Genomic DNA, 18,267 nt, shown 5'->3' with positions numbered 1-18,267 from the left:
GCAGCCCAGTCCCGCTTTTTTGTATTCTGTCCCGCATTTCCTGCAACTTGTCGCAAGCAGCTGGCGACTTGTCCTGCCCCTCCCTAAAGTGACGACATGCAACAACGTCAGCCACCTAAACAAGTCATCAAGTCACTTAACGGAGAATACAAATGAACACAGCAAACAAAGCCCTGATCGCCGCCCTGTCCATCGCTACCCTGGCTTTCGGCGTCAGCTCGGCACAGGCGGCACCGCAGCAAGCGGAAGTCTCGACACTGCCAACCATCACCATCGTCGGCAAGCGTCCAGTCCACAGCGACCTGCTGGCAACCGTGACCATCGTCGGCAAGCGCCTGACAGTGCAAGAAAAGCTGGCCCTGGCGCAACAGGACGACTGCCTGCCAACCGTCACCATCATCGGCAAACGCCTGAACCGCGAACCGAAAGTCATGGCGCAGCAAGAAGGCAATCGCAAGAAAGCGGTCATCTAAGACCTTTATCCGCCACTTAAGCATCGTTTAGTCGCAGATCCATCCCCGGAGAATGCAAATGAACACATCATCTAGATTGCTGGCCGCCGCCGCCCTGTTAGCGACCCTTGGCATGAGCGCAGCACCAGCCATGGCCGCCGGAGCAGCCAGGCAAGGCGCCGTTAAATCGGACGACATCCCGCTGCTGATGCCGCCCATCGTCATCATCGGCAAGCGCCTGACGCCGGAAGAAAAAGCCATGTACGCGGCGCAGGACCGCGCGCAGAACATGAAAAAAATAGCACGCAAGAAAAACGCGACCACCGCGACAGCAGCGCTCAGCGCGCTTTGACACCTAATTCCGTATAGCAAAACGACCAGACTGCCGTGTCGGTTCCGTTTAAAATGACGGCAACTTTGAAAGTTGCCGCACAACCTGGCTTGCCACCCTATGACTCCTGAATCGCTAGACTCACTGAAGAAAAATGCTTCCACTGCCACAGTCTATCTGTCGCAGACCTTCGACAAGATAGCGGGCTGGGTTACACAACTCTCATGGTGGAAGTTTTTCCTGTTTGCGATACTGGTCATGATCGGCGCCAGCATTCTGCAGGAAACGCTGTTCTCTTCGAATGAAAACGTGGTGATCATCGACCGCGTCAGCCGGCACGACAGCAAGGCCAACAAAGCGGCCAAGGCCGGCAAGGGCAATGCCGACATCCGCATCGACGGCAGCGGCGTCCATATCAAGGCCTATACCTACGACGACAGTAACGACGCCGCCAGCACACCGGCCTCGGCTGCAACAGCCGCCAGCGCCGCATCCGACGAAAACGGCAACGCCGGCAGCAAGGTGGCGCCGCCGGCAGCGCCGCTGGCTTCCGACTCCATGCCGGAACCCAAGGAACCGCCTGCGCCGCCGGCCGCGCCAGCCGCACCTGCGCCGGCCACTCCCAACGCCGCCAGCCTGGACCTGAAACTGCCGCCGGACGCCGCCCAGGATGTGAACCAGGCAATCAACGACGCCGTGGCCGCGATCCATGAAGCCGCCGCCGAAAAAGCAGAGCAGCAGGTCGCCCGCTACCAGAAGAAATCATCGGAATGGTTTGTGAATTTTGTGCTGCTGCTGTTGATCGGCCTGTTCGGCACCAAGGCTCTGATGGGCGGCAAGAAGCGCGCCGAAGCGCGCGCCCAGGCGGCCAACGCCGCCGCCGAGCACGCCAACCTGCAGCGCGAAGTATCGGAAGCCAAGATGCAGATGATCCAGGCCCAGGTGGAACCGCATTTCCTGTTCAACACCCTGGCCTCGGTCGACTACCTGATCGAAACCGATCCGCCGCGCGCCTCGGCCATGCAAAAACGCCTGATCCAGTACCTGCGGGCTGTGCTGCCGCAAATGCGGGAAACCGCCACCGTCACCTCGCTCGGCCGCGAAGTCGACATCGTGCGGGCTTACCTGGACTTGCTGAAGATGCGCATGGAAGAACGCCTGGTCGTCGACATCCAGGTTTCCGACGGGCTGCGCAGCGCCGCCTTCCCGCCGATGATGCTGCAGTCGCTGGCGGAAAACGCCATCAAGCACGGGCTGGAAAGCAAGACTGACGGCGGCACCTTGCGCATCAAGGCCGAAGTGGCCGACAATAAGCTGCGCGTCAGCGTGACGGATGACGGCCTCGGTTTCGGCGCCGTCACCAGCAACGGCACCGGCCTGGGATTGCAAAGTATCCGCGATCGCCTCAAACTGCTGCACGGCAACGCCGCACAGCTGGAGATTGCACCCAACACGCCGAGCGGCGTATGTTCGACGATTGAAGTGCCTTACCAGGTCGTCGGCAACGGCAAGAAAGCCTAAGCCCACAGCTCAAATTCGCCACAGAAGTAACAGGAGCACATATGAAAGCGCCATCACGTTTTGCCCTCTTTTTTGCGCTGGCCGCCGCCGCAATGATTCCATTGCTCGGCTACAGCTCCAGCGCGGCTGCGGACGTGACCAGGACGGAACGCCAGGTAGGCAGTTTCCAGCAGGTCGAAATCATGGACGCAGTGAACGTCTACCTGACCCAGGGGCCGGCCAAGCCAGCCGTGATCGAAGCAGAAAACGGGCTCGCTTCGCGGGTCCGGCTCGATGTCAGCGGTTCGGTGCTGAAAGTGATTTTCAGCGGCAGCAGCCACCACGACATCAACGTCTACCTCACCGCCCCTGACGTCAACGGCCTCAGCATCTTTGGCTCTGGCGATCTCAAGGTGGTCGGCAAGCTGAGCGCAAAGGACGTCGTCAAGATCTCGATCGCCGGTTCCGGCTCCGTCAGCGGCGAACTCAATTCGCCCAACGTCAATGCCTCCATCGCCGGCGCCGGCGATATCAAGGTCAAGGGCAAGACCCGCGACCTGCGCGTCTCGATCGCCGGCAGCGGCGACTACGACGGCTTCGACCTGATGGCGGAAAACACCCATGTGTCGATCGTCGGCAGCGGCGACGCCCATGTTTATGCCAGCAAGCAGCTGTCGGTTTCCACCGCCGGCTCGGGCGATGTATCCTATCTCGGCGACCCGCAGGTGCGTTCCAGCATCATGGGTTCCGGCTCCGTCAAGAAACGCTAATTACTTGTTAAAATCCGCCCATGCCTACTGCAATCATTGCCGATGACGAGCGCCTGATGCGCGACCAGATCCGCCTGCGCCTGAGCCAGGCATGGCCGGAACTGGAGATCGTCGGCGAAGCCAAGAATGGCGATGAAGCCATCGAACTGGTCGACCAGCTGGAACCCGACTTCACCTTCCTCGACATCCGCATGCCCGGCAAGACCGGCTTGCAGGCAGCGCAGGAAATCGGCGGAAAAAGCCATATCGTTTTCATCACGGCATACGACGAATACGCCATCGAAGCCTTCGAACACGGCGCCGTCGACTACATCCTGAAACCGGCCGAAGCGGAACGCCTGGGGTTGACAGTAACGCGCCTCAAGGCACGCCTGAGCACGAGTACGGCGCCGACCGACATGAGCTCGATGCTGACCCAGCTGGCCAAGCAGATGGGAATCGCCGCCAAGCCGGTCTACCTGCAATGGATACAGGCCAGCATCGGCCAGCAGCTGCGCCTGATTCCGGTGCAGGAAATCCTGTTTTTCCGTTCCGACGAAAAATACACCAGCGTCCAGACCGCCACCTACGAAGCACTGATCCGCAAGCCGGTGCGCGACCTGGCGGAGGAACTCGATCCCGACCTGTTCTGGCAGATCCACCGCGCCACGCTGGTGAACGTCAACGCCATCGACGGCATCACGCGCGACATGCGCGGCCGCCATCAGGTGCTGGTCAAGGGACATACGGAAAAGCTGGAAGTGAGCCGCAGCTTCATCCATCTGTTCAAGCAGATGTAGTCCGCAGCCTCTCAGGCCAGCAGCGCTTTCACGAAATCTTTCTTGTTGCCCTGAGGCGGAATTTCGAATTGCAGCGCGGATTCGACATGGTGCAAGTGATGCATCATCAGCTCAACCGCCCTTTCGGTATCGCCGGTTTTCGCCGCCTCGATGAATTCGGCGTGCTCGTTGGATGAGCAGGTGGCATCGCGGGTGGATTGATACAGCATCGTGATCAGCGAACTGCGTCCGGCCAGCTTGGTCAGCACCTCGGTCAGCACCTGATTGCCGACGATCTGCGCCAGCAGGATGTGGAAATCGCTCAGCAGGCGCGAGCGGATTTGCGGGTTTTCCTTGGACAGCGCCTCGCGCTCCTGCTGAAGGTGCTGCTCCAGCGTCGCATAATCGGCAGCGCTCGCCTTGGCGACGAATTCGCGCACCAGCGCGGCTTCCAGCACGCGCCGCACGAAAAATATCTGGCGCGCTTCTTCTTCGGTCGGGCGGCTGACGAAGGCGCCCTTGTCGGGCACCAGGTCGATCAGCTTGTCCTTGGCCAGCATCACCAGCGCTGCCCGGATCTTGGTGCGGCTGACGGAGTACAGGCGCGCCAGCGCTTCTTCCCGCAGCTTGGTGCCCGGCGGCAGGCGCTGCTCGGCAATCGCGGTCGTGATGTCGGCGGCGATATCGTCAGAACTGTCGGCGCCGGGTGGGCTGGAAGACAGGCTCATGTTCTCGATTTCCTTGAAGCGTGGTTCTAAAGTCCAAAATTGTACTATGCGACACCTCATATTATAAAAATATGAATCCGATGCGGCCGGCGGCAAGCGCCGCCGGCCGTCCCGCTTTCCTGTCATGCCGGCCGGCTGTCGCCCGCCACATGCAGCGTTGCCGGCAGGTCGTCTTCCAGCGGCGGCCGTGCGCCATTGAGCACCGCATGGGCGCGGGCGCGGTCGATATCCTTTTCCCATACCGCCACCACCACGGTGGCGACGCAGTTGCCGAGCAGGTTACCGAGCGCACGGGCAATCCCCATGAACCAGTCGATCGACAGCACCAGCACCAGCCCGACCACCGGAATCGCCGGGATCGCCGACAAGGTCGCCGCCAGGATCACAATGGCCGAACCCGGTACGCCATGCGCCCCCTTGGAGGTGATCAGGGCGACGGCCAGGATCGCCAGCAGATCGGTGATCGAGAGCGGCGTATTGGTGGCCTGCGCAATAAATACGGCTGCCAGGGTCAGGTAGATCGAAAAGGCGTCCAGGTTGAACGAGTAGCCGGTCGGAATCACCAGGCCGACGGTGGAACCCTTGATGCCCATGTACTCCAGCTTGCGCATGATCTGCGGCAGCACGCTGTCGGAAGAGGCCGTCGCCAGCACCACCAGCAATTCCGCGCGCAAGTACTTGATTAACTTGAAGATGCTGAAACCGGCCAGGCGCAAGATCGTGCCGAGTATGGCAAACACGAAAACCACTACCGCGAAGAAATAAAGCAGCACCAGGAAGCCCAGCTGCTGCAGCGAACCGACGCCGTACTTGCCGACAGTGAAAGCAATCGCGCCGAACACGCCCAGCGGCGCCAGCCGGATGATGAAGGACATGCACTTGAAGAAGGCTTCCGACATGCTGTGCACGACGGTGACGATCGGCGCCGCCTTCTCGCCGATGAGCGACAGGGCGGAACCGAAAATGACGGAAAACAGCAGCACTTGCAGCACATCGCCGGATGTAAACGCGCTCACCACGGTATTCGGGATGATTTTCATGACAAAGTCGGCGAAACCCATGCCCTTGACCTGCTTGGCGGTCTCGACATAGCCTGACAAGGCATTCGCGTCGAGCGTATCGGGATTGATGTTCATGCCGACCCCGGGATGGAAGACAAACGCCAGCAGCAGCCCCAGCACCAGGGCCACGGTAGTGACCACTTCAAAATAGATCAGGGCCTTGAGGCCGACCCGCCCTACCTTCTTCAGCTCGCCCGCGCCGTAGATGCCATGCACCACGACGCAGAACACGATCATCGGGATGATCATCTTGACCAGCTTGATAAAGCCATCCCCCAACGGTTTCAGGCTTTCTCCGAATTTGGGGAACAGCACCCCAACCGCAATACCGATCACAAGTGCTATCAGCACCTGGCCAAACAGTGATTTATAAAAGCGCCGCACGTCTGTCTCCTGATTGTTTTGTTTGGTTTATACCAATTTTGGTCTGTCAGGCCTGGATGAAATAGCCTGCATCCCGGATTCAATATAATGCATTCACTTATTGTATGCAATAATTGAATTCAACTTAATTTGAGCGTATGATCGCAAAAAAACCAATAACAGCGGGCTGATCGGCAGTAAAAAAACAATCACTTAGCAAGGAGACAACCATGCAAGAACCCTGGAACGGCTGCGGCGAGCAAATCATGGCCTGGGCCGACGCACTGGCGCAGCACAGCGAAGCGCCCGGCATGCTCACCCGCACCTATCTCACCGCGGCGCACCACGCGGCTGCAGCGCAGCTGGCGGAATGGATGTGCGCCGCCGGCATGAGCGTGCGGCGCGACATGGCCGGCAATGTCATCGGCCGCTACGAAGGCTTGGCGCCCGACGCTCCGGCGCTGGTCACCGGCTCGCATTTCGACTCGGTGCGCAACGGCGGCAAATACGACGGCAACCTTGGCATCCTGCTGCCGATCGCCTGCATCGGGCAATGGCATGCGGCCGGCAAGCGCTTCCCGTTCGCGCTCGAAGTGATCGGCTTTGCCGAGGAAGAAGGAGTGCGCTTCAAAGCCACCCTGCTCGGCAGCCGCGCCGCCGCCGGCACCTTCGACCTCAGCGTGCTGGACAACCTGGACGACAGCGGCCAGAGCATGCGCGACGTCATGGCAGCTTCCGGCTTCCACGCCAGCGGACTGGGCAAGGCGGCCTATGCGCCGGCAGCCGTGCTGGCCTTTGTCGAAGTGCATATCGAACAAGGCCCGGTGCTGCTCAATAACGATTTGCCGCTGGGCGTGGTGAGCGCCATTTCCGGCGCCTCGCGCTTCATGGTGGAAGTGGAAGGCCTGGCCGGCCATGCCGGCACGGTGCCGATGGAAATGCGGCGCGATGCCGCCATGGCGGCGGCCGAAATCGGCTTGTATATAGAACAGCGCTGCGGCGGCACGCGCGGACTGGTCGGCACCGTCGGCCAGTTCAATGTGCCGAACGGCGCCGCCAACGTCGTACCCGGAAAAGCCGTCTTCTCTATCGATATCCGTGCCGAACAGGACCCGATACGCCAGGCAGCGGTAAGCGATGTGCTGGCGCGGATCGAACAGGTCGCCGCGCGCCGCCATGTCGCGATCCAGGCCCGCAAGACCCACGAGGCCGCCAGCGTACCCTGCGCGCCCCGGCTGCAACAGCAGCTGGCAAGCGCCATTGAAGAGTGCGGGTTAGCGCTGCGCCACCTGCCTTCGGGGGCCGGCCATGACGCCATGGCGATGGCCGCCATCACCGACGTCGCCATGCTGTTCGTCCGCTGCGGCAATGGCGGCATCAGCCACCATCCGGATGAAATCATGAGCGCCGCCGACGCCGCGCTCGGCGCCCGCGTCTTCAGCCGTTTCGTTGAAAATTTTAAACACTGACTAGCATTGGATCTGCACATGACTACCAACACCATCACCATCGACGGCTTCAACCTGAGCGCCCAGCAAGTGATAGCCGTCGCCCGCGCGCCGCACCTGGCGGTTACCCTGGCCGACTCCTCGCGCGCTGCGCTGAAGGAGAGCCGCGACTACATCGAATCGACCTGGATGCACGACGAAGCGCCGATGATGTACAGCTTCAACACCGGCGTCGGCCTGCTGAAAGACACCCGCATCAAGGTCGAGCACATCGAGCTGTTCCAGACCCAGCTGATCAAGGCCCATTGCGCCGGCATCGGCGAGCCGTTCTCGGAAGAAGTCAGCCGCGCCACCATGCTGTTGCGCGCCAACGCCTTCGCCAGCAATTATTCCGCGCCGCGGGTGGAAGTGGTGGACCGCCTGCTGGCTTTCCTGAACGCCGGCATCCATCCGATCATGCCGCAAAAAGGCTCGGTCGGCGCTTCCGGCGACCTCGCACCTCTGTCCTATCTGGCGGCGGCAATCGCCGGCTTCGACGAAGCCGAAGTGATGTACCAGGGCCAGCGCATGAGCGCGCCGGAGGCGATCGCCAAGTCCGGCGTCGGTCCGGTCAAGTTCGACCTCAAGGCGAAAGATGCATCGGCCCTGATCAACGGCTGTACCGCTTCGCTGGCGGTGGCGGTGCTGGTGGCGCACGATGCGCGCAACCTGCTGAGCGACGCCTGCCTGTCGCTGGGCCTGACGCTGGAAGCGATGCGCGCCGAAATGGCGGCGTTCGACCACCGCATCCAGCAAGCCCGTCCGCATGCCGGCCAGATCAAGACCGCCGCCATCATCCGCAAGCTGCTGTCGGGTTCGACCCGCACCACGCATGAAGCGCGTTCGGTGCAGTTTCCGGAAGAGTCGCGCCGCACCGACATCCCTTACAGCTCGCGCATCCAAGACGTCTACTCGCTACGCTGCGCGCCGCAAGTCTACGGCCCGGTGTTCGATGCGCTGGACTATATCGACAATATCGTCGACAAGGAAATCAATTCGGCGACCGACAACCCGCTGATTTTCGACAAGGAGGGCGGCGGCTTCGAGATCATCTCCGGCGGTAATTTCCACGGCCAGTACCTGGCGCAGGCGATGGATTTGCTGGCGATGGCGATCACCGATCTGGGCAGCATCTGCGAACGCCGCATCGCCCGCCTGATCGACCCGACCCTGTCGTGGGGCTTGCCGCGCAACCTGATGAGCGGCGTGCGCGGCGTCAATACCGGCTATCCGGTGGTGCAATGCTCGATGAGTTCGCTGGTGATGGAAAACCGCACGCTGTGCATGCCGGGCAGCGTCGACAGCATCCCGGCCAAGGGCAACAGCGAAGACCACGTCTCGAACTCGACCTGGTGCGCGCGCAAGGCGGCCACGGTGGTGGCCAACACGCAGTACATCATCGGCGTCGAGATGCTGCTGGCGGCGCAGGCGCTGACCATGACGGAAGACCTGCTGCCGGGCTTTGTACTGGGCACAGGTACGCAGGCGGCCTACCAGGAAATCCGCCGCCAGATTCCGGCTTGCCTGGAAGGCGACCGCTGGTTCCACAACGATATCGCGGCGGCGCAGTCGTTTGTGGTGAGCGGTTCGGTGCGCAATGCGGTGGTCAAGCAGATCGGCGCATTTGCCTGATCTTCCGGCTTTTCTGATCGCGCCTGACATATGCAGCTAACTGGGGTCGGAGTGCATGCCGCATCGCTAGAAAAACCATGCAGTGCGTTCTATCTCTCTCCGAATCCGTCATGTGGGGGAGTCGAATTTCGCGAAAAAGCACCGCGAAATTCGACTCTGACCCAGATAATTTATCCAGTTTCTGCAGATTAGCGGGTAGCGATGGGAAGCGCTTCACGCGCTTGCCGTTGCGGCTCGCTGGACAAGGCCACCAGTCGTTGCAATAAGGACTGGCCGTAGAGCCAGTCGCCCAGGTTGGATTCGGCGTTGATATGTCCCAGCGCGCCGGCATCGACATAGTCTGCGCCCCAGGTCCGGGCCCAATGGCGGGCGCGGCCGCTTTCCATCCACGGGTCGTTGAGGCTGCCGACCACGATCGCCGGCACCGGCAGCCGGCCATTGACTTCTGCGCTGACATCGAACTTGTCGGGATCGGCCGGCGCCACCAGCAGCGCGCCGGCCAGGTTCGGCACATCGTGCAAGGCGCTGTGGATGGTCGTCAGGCAGCCGAAGCTGTGGGCGATCGCCAGGGTCGGCTGGTCCGTGCCGCGCAACTGCTGCTGCAAGCGCTGCGACCAGACTTCCAGCACCGGTGCATCCCAGTGCGCCTGCTCGACCCGCTCGAAGTTCGGATACAGCCGCTGCCAGCGCGATTGCCAATGCTGCGGGCCGCTGTTATACAGCCCGGGCACCACCAGCACACGAAATGAAGACAACGTCGCCATGGTCAAGCACCTCCAAGGTCCGCACCTGCCGTCGAAAAGCCATTCGGCGGCGTTTCGGCGGATACAGCGAAAGCACGCAACGCAGCCTGCGGCAGGTCCCACAGGAATCCCTGCGCCTGCAAAGGCAGCGCGGCGATCCTTGCCAGTTGCTGCAGCACCTCCAGGTCGCGCGCCTTTTCCAGGCGCTTGAAAATCACCTGGATGCCGCGCGCCGCGCATTGCTCCAGCAGGCGCGTGGTTTGTTCGTCATGGGTGACGCCGCGCGCATCGATCTTGATCACGTCCGGCCTCACCTTCTCCAGCAAAGCGGCGGCCTGGGTTACATCATCGGCATTCACCGCCAGGCGGAAGTGGTTGCGCCGGTAATTGTCCAGCACATAGTTCAGCAGCCAGCCCTGGTTTTCCGTAATGGTCGGCAGCTGCAGCACGATTTTTTCATGCGGCAGCTGCAGCAGGTTCAGGATACGCCGAAACGCCATGCCATGGTTGCTGTCGACCGCCGCCAGCAAGCGCGCATGCACGCTCAGGTACAGATCGCCCGCCGCGGCCTCGGGCTGCCGATAGAAATTGATCGAATGCAGCATGCGGCACAGCCGGTCCAGCTCTATCGATTCGTCGTCGCTGGCGGCATGGTCCAGCAGCTTCCACAGATACAGGCCGTTGTCGCTGGCGGAATAGCTGTGGGCAAAGCCTTCATGGCCGATGATGGCGCCCTTGCCCGCCAGCGCATCGATCTGCCGCACAGGCTGGAACACGCTGGTCAGCGTGGTGTTGAAATACCGGCCCTGGGCCCGGCCGTCGGCATCCAGCCAGACCCGGCAATCGCTGCGGACTTCCTCGTGCGCGCCGCCGTGATTGACGCTATGCAGGCGGGCGAGATATTGCTCCAGGGCGGGAAAGGTCATGGCATCTCCGTGGTCAAGACAGGGACATCAGATCTTGGCGATCGAAACTTCGGTCGCCTTCACCAGCGCGACGACCTCGGTGCCGATCACCAGCCCCAGGTCCTTGACCGAACGGGTGGTGATCACCGACGTGACGATGCCGGCCGGCGTTTCGACATCGACTTCCGACACCACGGTGCCCTCGATGATGGCTTTGATCTTGCCCTTGAACTGGTTGCGTACATTGATGGCCTGGATAGTCATGATATTTTCCTGAAAAGGTGAAATGAAATAAACGGATACTGCCGGCGAACGGTGAAAATCAGAGTTTGGCGATCGACACTTCGGTGGCTTTCACCAGCGCCACCACTTCCGACCCGACCACCAGCCCGAGATCGCGCACCGAGCGCGTGGTGATCACCGACGACACGATGCCGGACGGGGTTTCAATATCGAGCAGGGACAAAACCTCATCCTCGGTGATGGTGTGGATCTTGCCGCGGAACTGGTTGCGGACGTTAATTGCCTGGATGCTCATGGTTTCTCCTTTGGTCATGCGGTTACGTCAAAAAAATCTAAACAGCCCAGCCGACCTGGCTGAAAGTACGTTGCAAGGACAGGTCGCCGAGCACCGAATCGGGCTGCGCCGCTGGATGTTTCAGCACGCGCGCCAGGATCCGCTCCTCCAGCTGCGCGAAAGCCAGGTTGCCGCGCGCCCGCGGACGCGCCAGGCTGATCCGTTCATCCAGCGTGATCTCGCCATCCTCGATCAGCAGCACGCGGTCGGCCAGCGCAATCGCTTCCTGCACGTCATGCGTCACCAGCACCGCGGTAAAGCCACGGCTCTTCCACAGCGATTCGATCAGCTGCTGCATCTCGATGCGGGTCAAGGCATCCAGTGCGCCCAGCGGTTCATCCAGCAGCAGCAATTCCGGTTCATGCACCAGCGCCCGCGCCAGCGCCACCCGCTGCCTCTGGCCGCCGGACAGGACCGCGGGCCATTCGCGGGCGCGCTCTTCCAGGCCAACCTGCGCCAAGGCCTTGACCGAAGCCTGCGAGGCGCGCGGCAAACCCAGGCCGACATTGTCCAGCACGCGTTTCCACGGCAGCAGCCGCGAATCCTGGAACATGATGCGGATCTCCGGTGCCACGTCGTGCTGTCCGCTGCGCTGCCCGGCGCGTTCAAAACCGATGCGGCCCTGGCTGACTGCTTCCAGCCCGGCGACCAGGCGCAGCAAAGTGCTCTTGCCGCAGCCGCTGCGGCCGACTATGGCGACGAATTCGCCTGCCGCGATGTCGACATCCAGGCTCTTCAGTACTTCGCGCTCGCCATACGCTTTGGAGACGGCGCGTACCTGGATGGCTATGCCGCGCGTGCCATTCCGGGCAGCGCTTGCTACTTCCGCACGTTCCACAAGATCAATTTGCATGTTGGCGTCCACCCTAGACAAGATTCGTTCGTAATACATGGTGCTGGCTGCAAGCTGCTTATCGATAGCCGGGATGCCAGCGCAGCCAGTAACGCTCCAGGCCGCGCGCCAGCATGTCGGCCAGCTTGCCCAGCAAGGCATACAGCAGGATGCCGACCAGCACCACGTCGGTTTGCAGGAATTCGCGCGCATTCATGGTCATGTAGCCGATGCCGGCCTGCGCTGAAATAGTTTCGGCGACGATCAGCAAGACCCACACCAGTCCCAGCGCAAAACGCACGCCCACCAGGATCGACGGCAAGGCGCCCGGCAAGATGACATCGCGGTACAAGGGCCAGCCGGACAGGCCGTAACTCCTGGCCATCTCGATCAACCCCTTGTCGACCGAACGGATGCCGTGGAAGGTATTCAGGTACACCGGGAAAAACACGCCGATCGACACCAGGAACAGCTTGGAAGACTCGTCGATGCCGAACCACAGGATCACCAGCGGAATCAGCGCCAGCGCCGGAATATTGCGAATCATCTGGATACTGGTGTCGAGCAGGGTTTCCGCCCGCTTGAAAGTCCCGGTCAGCAAACCCAGCAGCAAACCCAGGCCGCCGCCCACCGCAAAGCCGGACATCGCCCGCCAGGCGCTGATGCGGACATGGGTCCACAACTCGCCGGAAACCGTCAGCGACCAGGCCGCGCGCGCCACCGCCCATGGCTCAGGCAAGATCCGGCTCGACAGCCAGCCGGCCTTGGCGGCAAACTCCCAGCCCAGGATCAGGAGCAAGGGCAGCAGCCATGGCAGCAGCCGTTCTTTCCAGATGTGCAGCGCGCTGCCCTTGCGGGCGCCGCCGGCTTGTGGCTTTTTCGTCAGCGCGGGTGTGGCCGCCGTGTTATGAATGACTGCGCTCATACGGCCTCCTCAACTTTGCGATGCTTTCGGCAGCAAGCCGTTGGCGATGACTTCGCCGAACGGCCCGGTCAGGGCTTGCTCGCCGGTCGCTGCCCGGCCCTTGCCCAGCAGCGGAAACACCAGTTCGGCGAAGCGATAGGATTCCTCCAGGTGCGGATAGCCGGACAGGATGAAAGTATCGATGCCCAGGTCGGCATATTCCTGCATGCGCGCCGCCACGGTTTCCGCATCACCCACCAGCGCAGTGCCGGCGCCGCCGCGCACCAGACCGACCCCGGCCCACAGGTTGGGCGAGACTTCCAGCTTGTCGCGGCGGCCGCCGTGCAGCGCCGCCATGCGCCGCTGGCCCTCGGAATCCATCTTGGAAAATGCCGCCTGCGCACGAGCGATGACATCGTCATCGACATGGCTGATCAAGTCTTCGGCAGCCGCCCAGGCAGCCTGGCTGGTCTCGCGCACGATCACGTGCAGGCGGATGCCGAAGCGCACCGTACGGCCGTGCCTGGCGGCGCGGGCGCGGATGTCGGCAATCTTTTCAGCGACGGCTGCCGGCGGCTCGCCCCAGGTCAGGTAGACATCGACCTGCTCTGCCGCCAGCGCATGCGCCGGTTCCGAAGAACCGCCGAAATACAAGGGCGGATAGGGTTTCTGTACCGGCGGGTACAAGGTCTTCGCGCCCTTTACCTTGATATGCTTGCCGATGAAGTTGTAGCCACCCTCGCCGCCTTCGCCGGACAAGGCGCCGCGCCAGACCTTGAGGAATTCCGAGGAAATCTCGTAGCGCTCGGCATGCTCGGCAAACAGACCGTCAGCTTCCAGTTCCGCCTGGTCGCCGCCGGTGACGACGTTGATCAGCAGACGGCCGTTGGAGAGGCGGTCGAAGGTCGACGCCATGCGGATCGCCAGGCCCGGCGTACTCAGGCCGGGACGGATCGCCACCAGGAATTTCAGGCGCTGGGTAAAGCCCAGCAGGCTGGAGGCCACCACCCAGGCATCCTCGCAGGAGCGGCCGGTCGGCAGCAGCACGCCGTCGTAGCCGAGGGTGTCGGCCGCCACCGCGATCTGCTTCATGTAATCGAAATTGACAGGACGCGCGCCCTGCGAGGTGCCCAGGTAACGGCTGTCGCCGTGAGTCGGGATAAACCAGAAAACGTTCATGACTGCTTCCATGTGTGGATGAATGGGCGGATCTACTGCCTGGCGACCGCTGTGGCCTTCGGCTGCCAGACGATGTCGGAAACCTTGATGGCGCGCGGAATAAGGCCGATTTCCTTGAAGCTGTCGGCCACGCGCTGCTGGTCCGCCACCATGACGGCGTCGATCACGGTGGCCGGCGAGGGACTGGCGCGGCGGCTCAGGAACAGCTGTACGGTAACCGGATCAAGGCCGCTGACAGCGGCGATCAGCTGGGTCGCTTCCTTGCGGTTCTGCTGTACATAACGATCGGCCCCGGCCAGTTCATCCAGCAGCGTCAGGATAGTGGCCGGGTGGTTCTCGGCAAAGGCGCGCGAGGCCAGATAGAAAGAATTATTGTTCGACAGGCCGCGTCCGGTGCTCAGCACGTGTGGCTTGAAACCCAGTTCGGCGGCGCTGTAATACGGATCCCAGATGGCCCAGGCATCGACGCTGCCGCGCTCAAATGCGGCGCGGGCATCGGCCGGCGCCAGGTAGACAGGCTGGATATCGCTCCACGCCAGGCCGCCCTTCTTCACTGCCTGCAGCAGCAGGAAATGGGTGCTGGAGCCTTTTTGCACGGCGATCCGCTTGCCCTTCAGGCCGGCCAGCGTCTTGATCGATGACGCCGCCTGCACCAGGATGGCGGAGCTTTCCGGCTTCGGCGGCTCCGCGCCGACGTACAGCAAATCCTTGCTGGCGGCTTGAGCAAACACCGGCGGGCTGTCGCCGGTCAGGCCGAAATCCAGGCTGCCGGCCGACAGCGCTTCCAGCAGCTGCGGCCCGGCGGGAAATTCCAGCCAGACGATCTTGCTGTTCTTGAAGCGCTGCTCCAGCGTGCTGCGCTGTTTCAGCACCACCAGGTTGACTGCACTTTTCTGGAAACCTATGCGTATCTGTTCCGGTTCCTTCTTGTCCGCTGCCGGCTGGGCATGCACAAGGCGGGCCGGCGCAGCAAGGGCAACGGCCAGCAACAACGCCAGGTGGAGTTTTTGCAGGAACCGGCGACGGAAAATCAATCTGCTTGTCATGATGCGCTGCCTCAGGTCTTGTTGGACAGCACGGCGTCGTGCGTCGAGATTTTCTTTGGAATCAGCTTCAGCTCATAGAAGGTGTCGGCGATCTTTTGCTGCTCGTCCAGCACCTTGCTGTCGACCGGCTTGTAGATGTGGGCATAATGCCGCAGGCCGGTTTCGATCACTTCCGGATCCAGTCCCTGGATAGGCGCCAGCTGTGCCGCCGCTTCCTTGTAGTTGGCGCGTATCCATTGCCCTTCCTTGCCGACCTCTTCCAGGATCGCATTCACCACCGCCTGGTTTTTCTCGGCGTACTTGCGCGCGCTCAGGAAAAACTGGTGATGATTCACCACGCCGCTGCCGCTGGCCAGCACGCGGGCATCGATCTGCCTGATCGCCGCGGACTGGAACGGATCCCAGATCGCCCAGCCGTCCACCGCGCCGCGTTCAAATGCGGCGCGCGCATCGGCCGGGGCCAGATAGATGGGTTGGAATTCGCTGTAGCCGACGCCGCCCTTCTGCAACAGGCTGATCACAAGCCAATGCACGTCCGAGCCCTTGTTGAAAGCGATCTTCTTGCCCTTCAATTCCGCCAGCGATGTGATGGCGGAATGTTTCGGCACCAGGATGCTTTCCGCTTCCGGCGTCGGGATCTCGTAGGCACTGTAGACAAAATCGGCGCCGGCCGCCTGGGCGACGATAGGCGGCGCTTCGCCGACATAGCCGAAATCGACCGAGCCGACATTCAAGGCTTCCAGCAATTGCGGACCAGCTGCAAACTCGGCCCATTTCACTTCAATGCCTTGCGCCGCCAGCCGCTTTTCCAGGGTGCCGTGGGCCTTCAGCAGCACCAGCGTGCTGGCAGCCTTCTGATAGCCGATGCGCAGCTGCTGCCTGCTTTCAGCTCGCGCCAGCTGCGGCGCGCCTGCCACTAGTGCGCCAGCCGCGACTGCGGAGAGCATGGCGAGCACGTGGCGCCTGGTGTGTCTGTTCTTGATCGTATCGGTCATTGCTGGCTTTCTGATGGATAGCTGTTCTTTGGGCAAAGCGCTCCCCCTCCGCTGGCTAAAGCGGATTTCAATCAAGCGGGAGCGGGATCTAAACCAGCCGGATGCGCTACACGCTACATCGCAGCTGTGAAAATGGAATCGGGTTGAACTCATGGGCGCCGGCCTTTTGCAACACCAGCAAGCTGTCCGACAACTGTTGCACGCCCTCGTCTATGCGCTGAAAAACATCCTGGTCCAGGCTCAAGCCTTCCTGCTCCGACCACTGCACCTGCGCCTCGGTGGCGTAAATGCTGGGCAGGACATGGCGCGCCGCCAGCGACGACAATACCGGCCGCAAGGCGTAGTCCAGCGCCAGCATGTGCGACTGGCTGCCGCCGGTGGCCAGCGGCAGCACCAGCTTATCGGTCAGGCCAAACTGCGGCAGCACATCGAGAAACGCTTTCAGCGCGCCGCTGTAGGCTGCCTTGTAGACCGGCGTCGCCACCACTACCGCGCGGGCTTGCGCTACCTGGGCCAGCGCCGCCTGGATCGCCGGGTGGGCGAAATCGGCGCGCAGCAAGGCGTCGCCCGGCAGGTCACGCACGTCCAGCTTGCTGTAGCGGTGTCCCAGCAGCGCCAGCTTTTCGCCGGTGTAATGCAACAGCCTGGTGGAACGCGATGGTGCCGACGGGCTACCGGCCAACAACAGAATAGTCATTTGATGCAATCTTGAAGCCAGCTCCGCCGCGCAGAGCCGTCAGGTGAATACGGTCTGGCGACTTATTTCGCGCCAGGCTGGTAAATCTTGTCGAACACGCCGCCGTCGCTGAAGTGAGTCTTCTGTGCATTCTTCCAGCCGCCGAATGTATCGTCGATGGTGAACAGGCTCAGCTTGGGAAACTTGGTGGCGTATTTGGCGGCGACTTTGGGATCGATAGGACGGTAGTAGTTGTGGGCGGCGATTTCCTGCCCTTCCGGCGAATACAGATACTCCAGGTAAGCCTGCGCCACCTTGCGCGTGCCGCGCTTGTCGACTACCTTGTCGACCACTGCCACCGGCGGTTCCGCCAGGATGCTCAGGGACGGGAACACGGTGTCGAACTTGCCCTTGCCGAATTCCGCTTCCACCAGATAGGCCTCGTTTTCCCACGACAGCAAGACATCGCCGACGCCGCGCTCGGCAAAGGTCACGGTCGAACCGCGGGCGCCGGAATCGAGCACCGGCACGTTCTTGTACAGCCGCGTGATGAAATCGCGCGCCTTGGCGTCGTCGTTATTGTTCTTCTTCAGCGCATAGCCGTAGGCAGCCAGATAGGCCCAGCGCGCGCCGCCGGAAGTCTTGGGATTGGCCACCACCACCGAGACGCCAGGCTTGACCAGGTCGTCCCAGTCCTTGATGCCCTTGGGATTGCCCTTGCGCACCAGCAGCACGATGGTCGAGGTGTAGGGCGTGCTGTTATGCGGCAGACGCTTTTGCCAGTCGGCCGGCAACAATTTGGCTTTTTCGGAAATCTCGTCGATATCGTAAGCCAGCGCCAGAGTCACCACGTCGGCTTCGAGGCCGTCGATCACCGAGCGGCCCTGCTTGCCCGAGCCGCCATGCGATGCCTTGAGCGTGACGTTGTCGCCGCTCTTTTCCTTCCAGTACTTGGCAAAGGCCTTGTTGTACTCCTGGTACAGCTCGCGCGTTGGATCATATGAAACGTTCAGCAGCGACACATCCGCTGCGTGCGCCAGTTGCGCGCCCTGGGCCAGCAGGGCGATGGCGATGACCGATCTGACGATTTTCTTCAACATATTCCTCTTCCCTTGTGAACGTTTTTTGTTTTGAGGAATACAGATTAATGAGGCGGCCTGGAAAACAGAACGAATACTTTCTTCTCTCCTTATGCAGAAAACAGATATGCATGGACCTGGCCGAGGAATAAGGAGACGGGATATTCCAGCCGATTTGGCATAAAGCAGGAACCCTGACTGTAAGGAATCACTATCTGGGCCGACTAGAAATGACAAGCACGCTTGAAC

At 61.7% G+C, this 18,267-nt stretch carries 20 protein-coding genes; 7 read left to right on the top strand and 13 right to left on the bottom strand.

Translation table 11 applies throughout. From position 1 onward, the window contains the following. Window positions 1-152: 152 nt before the first annotated feature. The 5 genes from KHU30_RS19940 (at window position 153) to KHU30_RS19920 (ending at window position 3,832) form a co-directional block, all read left to right on the top strand. Window positions 153-473, top strand: coding sequence for a hypothetical protein (locus tag KHU30_RS19940; RefSeq protein WP_211444351.1), 321 nt, complete (start codon window positions 153-155; stop codon window positions 471-473). 58 nt (window positions 474-531) lie between these two features. Then, complete coding sequence (locus KHU30_RS19935) at window positions 532-804, top strand: hypothetical protein (RefSeq protein WP_211444350.1); 273 nt, start codon at window positions 532-534, stop codon at window positions 802-804. Between the two features lie 99 nt (window positions 805-903). Next, window positions 904-2,304: a sensor histidine kinase gene (locus KHU30_RS19930; protein WP_211444349.1), complete on the top strand. Its 1,401-nt coding sequence runs from the start codon at window positions 904-906 to the stop codon at window positions 2,302-2,304. A gap of 41 nt (window positions 2,305-2,345) precedes the next feature. Then, window positions 2,346-3,053, top strand: a complete 708-nt coding sequence (locus KHU30_RS19925; protein WP_211444348.1) for a head GIN domain-containing protein — start codon at window positions 2,346-2,348, stop codon at window positions 3,051-3,053. A gap of 20 nt (window positions 3,054-3,073) precedes the next feature. Continuing rightward, on the top strand, window positions 3,074-3,832 hold the full coding sequence (locus KHU30_RS19920; protein WP_211444347.1) for a LytR/AlgR family response regulator transcription factor: 759 nt from the start codon (window positions 3,074-3,076) through the stop codon (window positions 3,830-3,832). Window positions 3,833-3,843: 11 nt separating this feature from the next. Here the strand turns inward: KHU30_RS19920 and KHU30_RS19915 are convergent, their stop codons facing one another. Further along, a complete protein-coding gene (locus tag KHU30_RS19915) occupies window positions 3,844-4,539 on the bottom strand; it encodes a GntR family transcriptional regulator (protein WP_211444346.1) in 696 nt (231 codons plus the stop codon). A gap of 122 nt (window positions 4,540-4,661) precedes the next feature. Further along, entirely contained in the window at window positions 4,662-5,984 is a 1,323-nt protein-coding gene (locus tag KHU30_RS19910; protein WP_211444345.1) for a C4-dicarboxylate transporter DctA, read from the bottom strand. Between the two features lie 209 nt (window positions 5,985-6,193). Here KHU30_RS19910 and KHU30_RS19905 point away from each other — a divergent pair, with 209 nt between their 5' ends. Together KHU30_RS19905 and KHU30_RS19900 are read left to right on the top strand one after the other, a co-directional pair. After that, window positions 6,194-7,432: an allantoate amidohydrolase gene (locus KHU30_RS19905; protein WP_211444344.1), complete on the top strand. Its 1,239-nt coding sequence runs from the start codon at window positions 6,194-6,196 to the stop codon at window positions 7,430-7,432. Window positions 7,433-7,450: 18 nt separating this feature from the next. Next, on the top strand, window positions 7,451-9,082 hold the full coding sequence (locus tag KHU30_RS19900; RefSeq protein WP_211444343.1) for an HAL/PAL/TAL family ammonia-lyase: 1,632 nt from the start codon (window positions 7,451-7,453) through the stop codon (window positions 9,080-9,082). 188 nt (window positions 9,083-9,270) lie between these two features. Here the strand turns inward: KHU30_RS19900 and KHU30_RS19895 are convergent, their stop codons facing one another. From KHU30_RS19895 to KHU30_RS19845, 11 genes are all read right to left on the bottom strand, one after another. Beyond that, window positions 9,271-9,846 carry an RBBP9/YdeN family alpha/beta hydrolase gene (locus tag KHU30_RS19895; RefSeq protein ID WP_211444342.1) on the bottom strand — a complete coding sequence of 192 codons (576 nt, stop codon included), beginning with the start codon at window positions 9,844-9,846 and terminating at the stop codon, window positions 9,271-9,273. Between the two features lie 2 nt (window positions 9,847-9,848). Continuing rightward, entirely contained in the window at window positions 9,849-10,751 is a 903-nt protein-coding gene (locus tag KHU30_RS19890) for an EAL domain-containing protein (protein WP_211444341.1), read from the bottom strand. Window positions 10,752-10,778: 27 nt separating this feature from the next. Next, on the bottom strand, window positions 10,779-10,994 hold the full coding sequence (locus KHU30_RS19885; RefSeq protein WP_014007003.1) for a TOBE domain-containing protein: 216 nt from the start codon (window positions 10,992-10,994) through the stop codon (window positions 10,779-10,781). A 58-nt stretch (window positions 10,995-11,052) separates the two neighbouring features. Beyond that, entirely contained in the window at window positions 11,053-11,268 is a 216-nt protein-coding gene (locus KHU30_RS19880) for a TOBE domain-containing protein (protein WP_098496090.1), read from the bottom strand. Between the two features lie 37 nt (window positions 11,269-11,305). Further along, window positions 11,306-12,160: an ATP-binding cassette domain-containing protein gene (locus tag KHU30_RS19875; protein ID WP_211444340.1), complete on the bottom strand. Its 855-nt coding sequence runs from the start codon at window positions 12,158-12,160 to the stop codon at window positions 11,306-11,308. 58 nt (window positions 12,161-12,218) lie between these two features. Continuing rightward, entirely contained in the window at window positions 12,219-13,064 is an 846-nt protein-coding gene (ssuC, locus tag KHU30_RS19870; RefSeq protein WP_211444339.1) for an aliphatic sulfonate ABC transporter permease SsuC, read from the bottom strand. 9 nt (window positions 13,065-13,073) lie between these two features. After that, entirely contained in the window at window positions 13,074-14,222 is a 1,149-nt protein-coding gene (ssuD, locus tag KHU30_RS19865) for an FMNH2-dependent alkanesulfonate monooxygenase (protein WP_211444338.1), read from the bottom strand. Window positions 14,223-14,254: 32 nt separating this feature from the next. Beyond that, window positions 14,255-15,268: an aliphatic sulfonate ABC transporter substrate-binding protein gene (locus KHU30_RS19860; protein WP_211444337.1), complete on the bottom strand. Its 1,014-nt coding sequence runs from the start codon at window positions 15,266-15,268 to the stop codon at window positions 14,255-14,257. An 11-nt stretch (window positions 15,269-15,279) separates the two neighbouring features. After that, on the bottom strand, window positions 15,280-16,263 hold the full coding sequence (locus KHU30_RS19855) for a sulfonate ABC transporter substrate-binding protein (RefSeq protein WP_211444336.1): 984 nt from the start codon (window positions 16,261-16,263) through the stop codon (window positions 15,280-15,282). Window positions 16,264-16,369: 106 nt separating this feature from the next. Continuing rightward, a complete protein-coding gene (ssuE, locus tag KHU30_RS19850) occupies window positions 16,370-16,960 on the bottom strand; it encodes an NADPH-dependent FMN reductase (protein ID WP_211444335.1) in 591 nt (196 codons plus the stop codon). Between the two features lie 62 nt (window positions 16,961-17,022). Continuing rightward, the gene (locus KHU30_RS19845; RefSeq protein WP_211444334.1) at window positions 17,023-18,039 is read right to left on the bottom strand and encodes a sulfate ABC transporter substrate-binding protein; all 1,017 of its coding nucleotides are present in this window, start codon (window positions 18,037-18,039) and stop codon (window positions 17,023-17,025) included. Window positions 18,040-18,267: the final 228 nt, after the last annotated feature.

Source organism: Collimonas humicola, from assembly GCF_018304945.1.
Classification (GTDB): Bacteria; Pseudomonadota; Gammaproteobacteria; order Burkholderiales; family Burkholderiaceae_D; genus Collimonas; species Collimonas humicola.
This window is presented reverse-complemented; position numbering and strand designations above follow the sequence as displayed.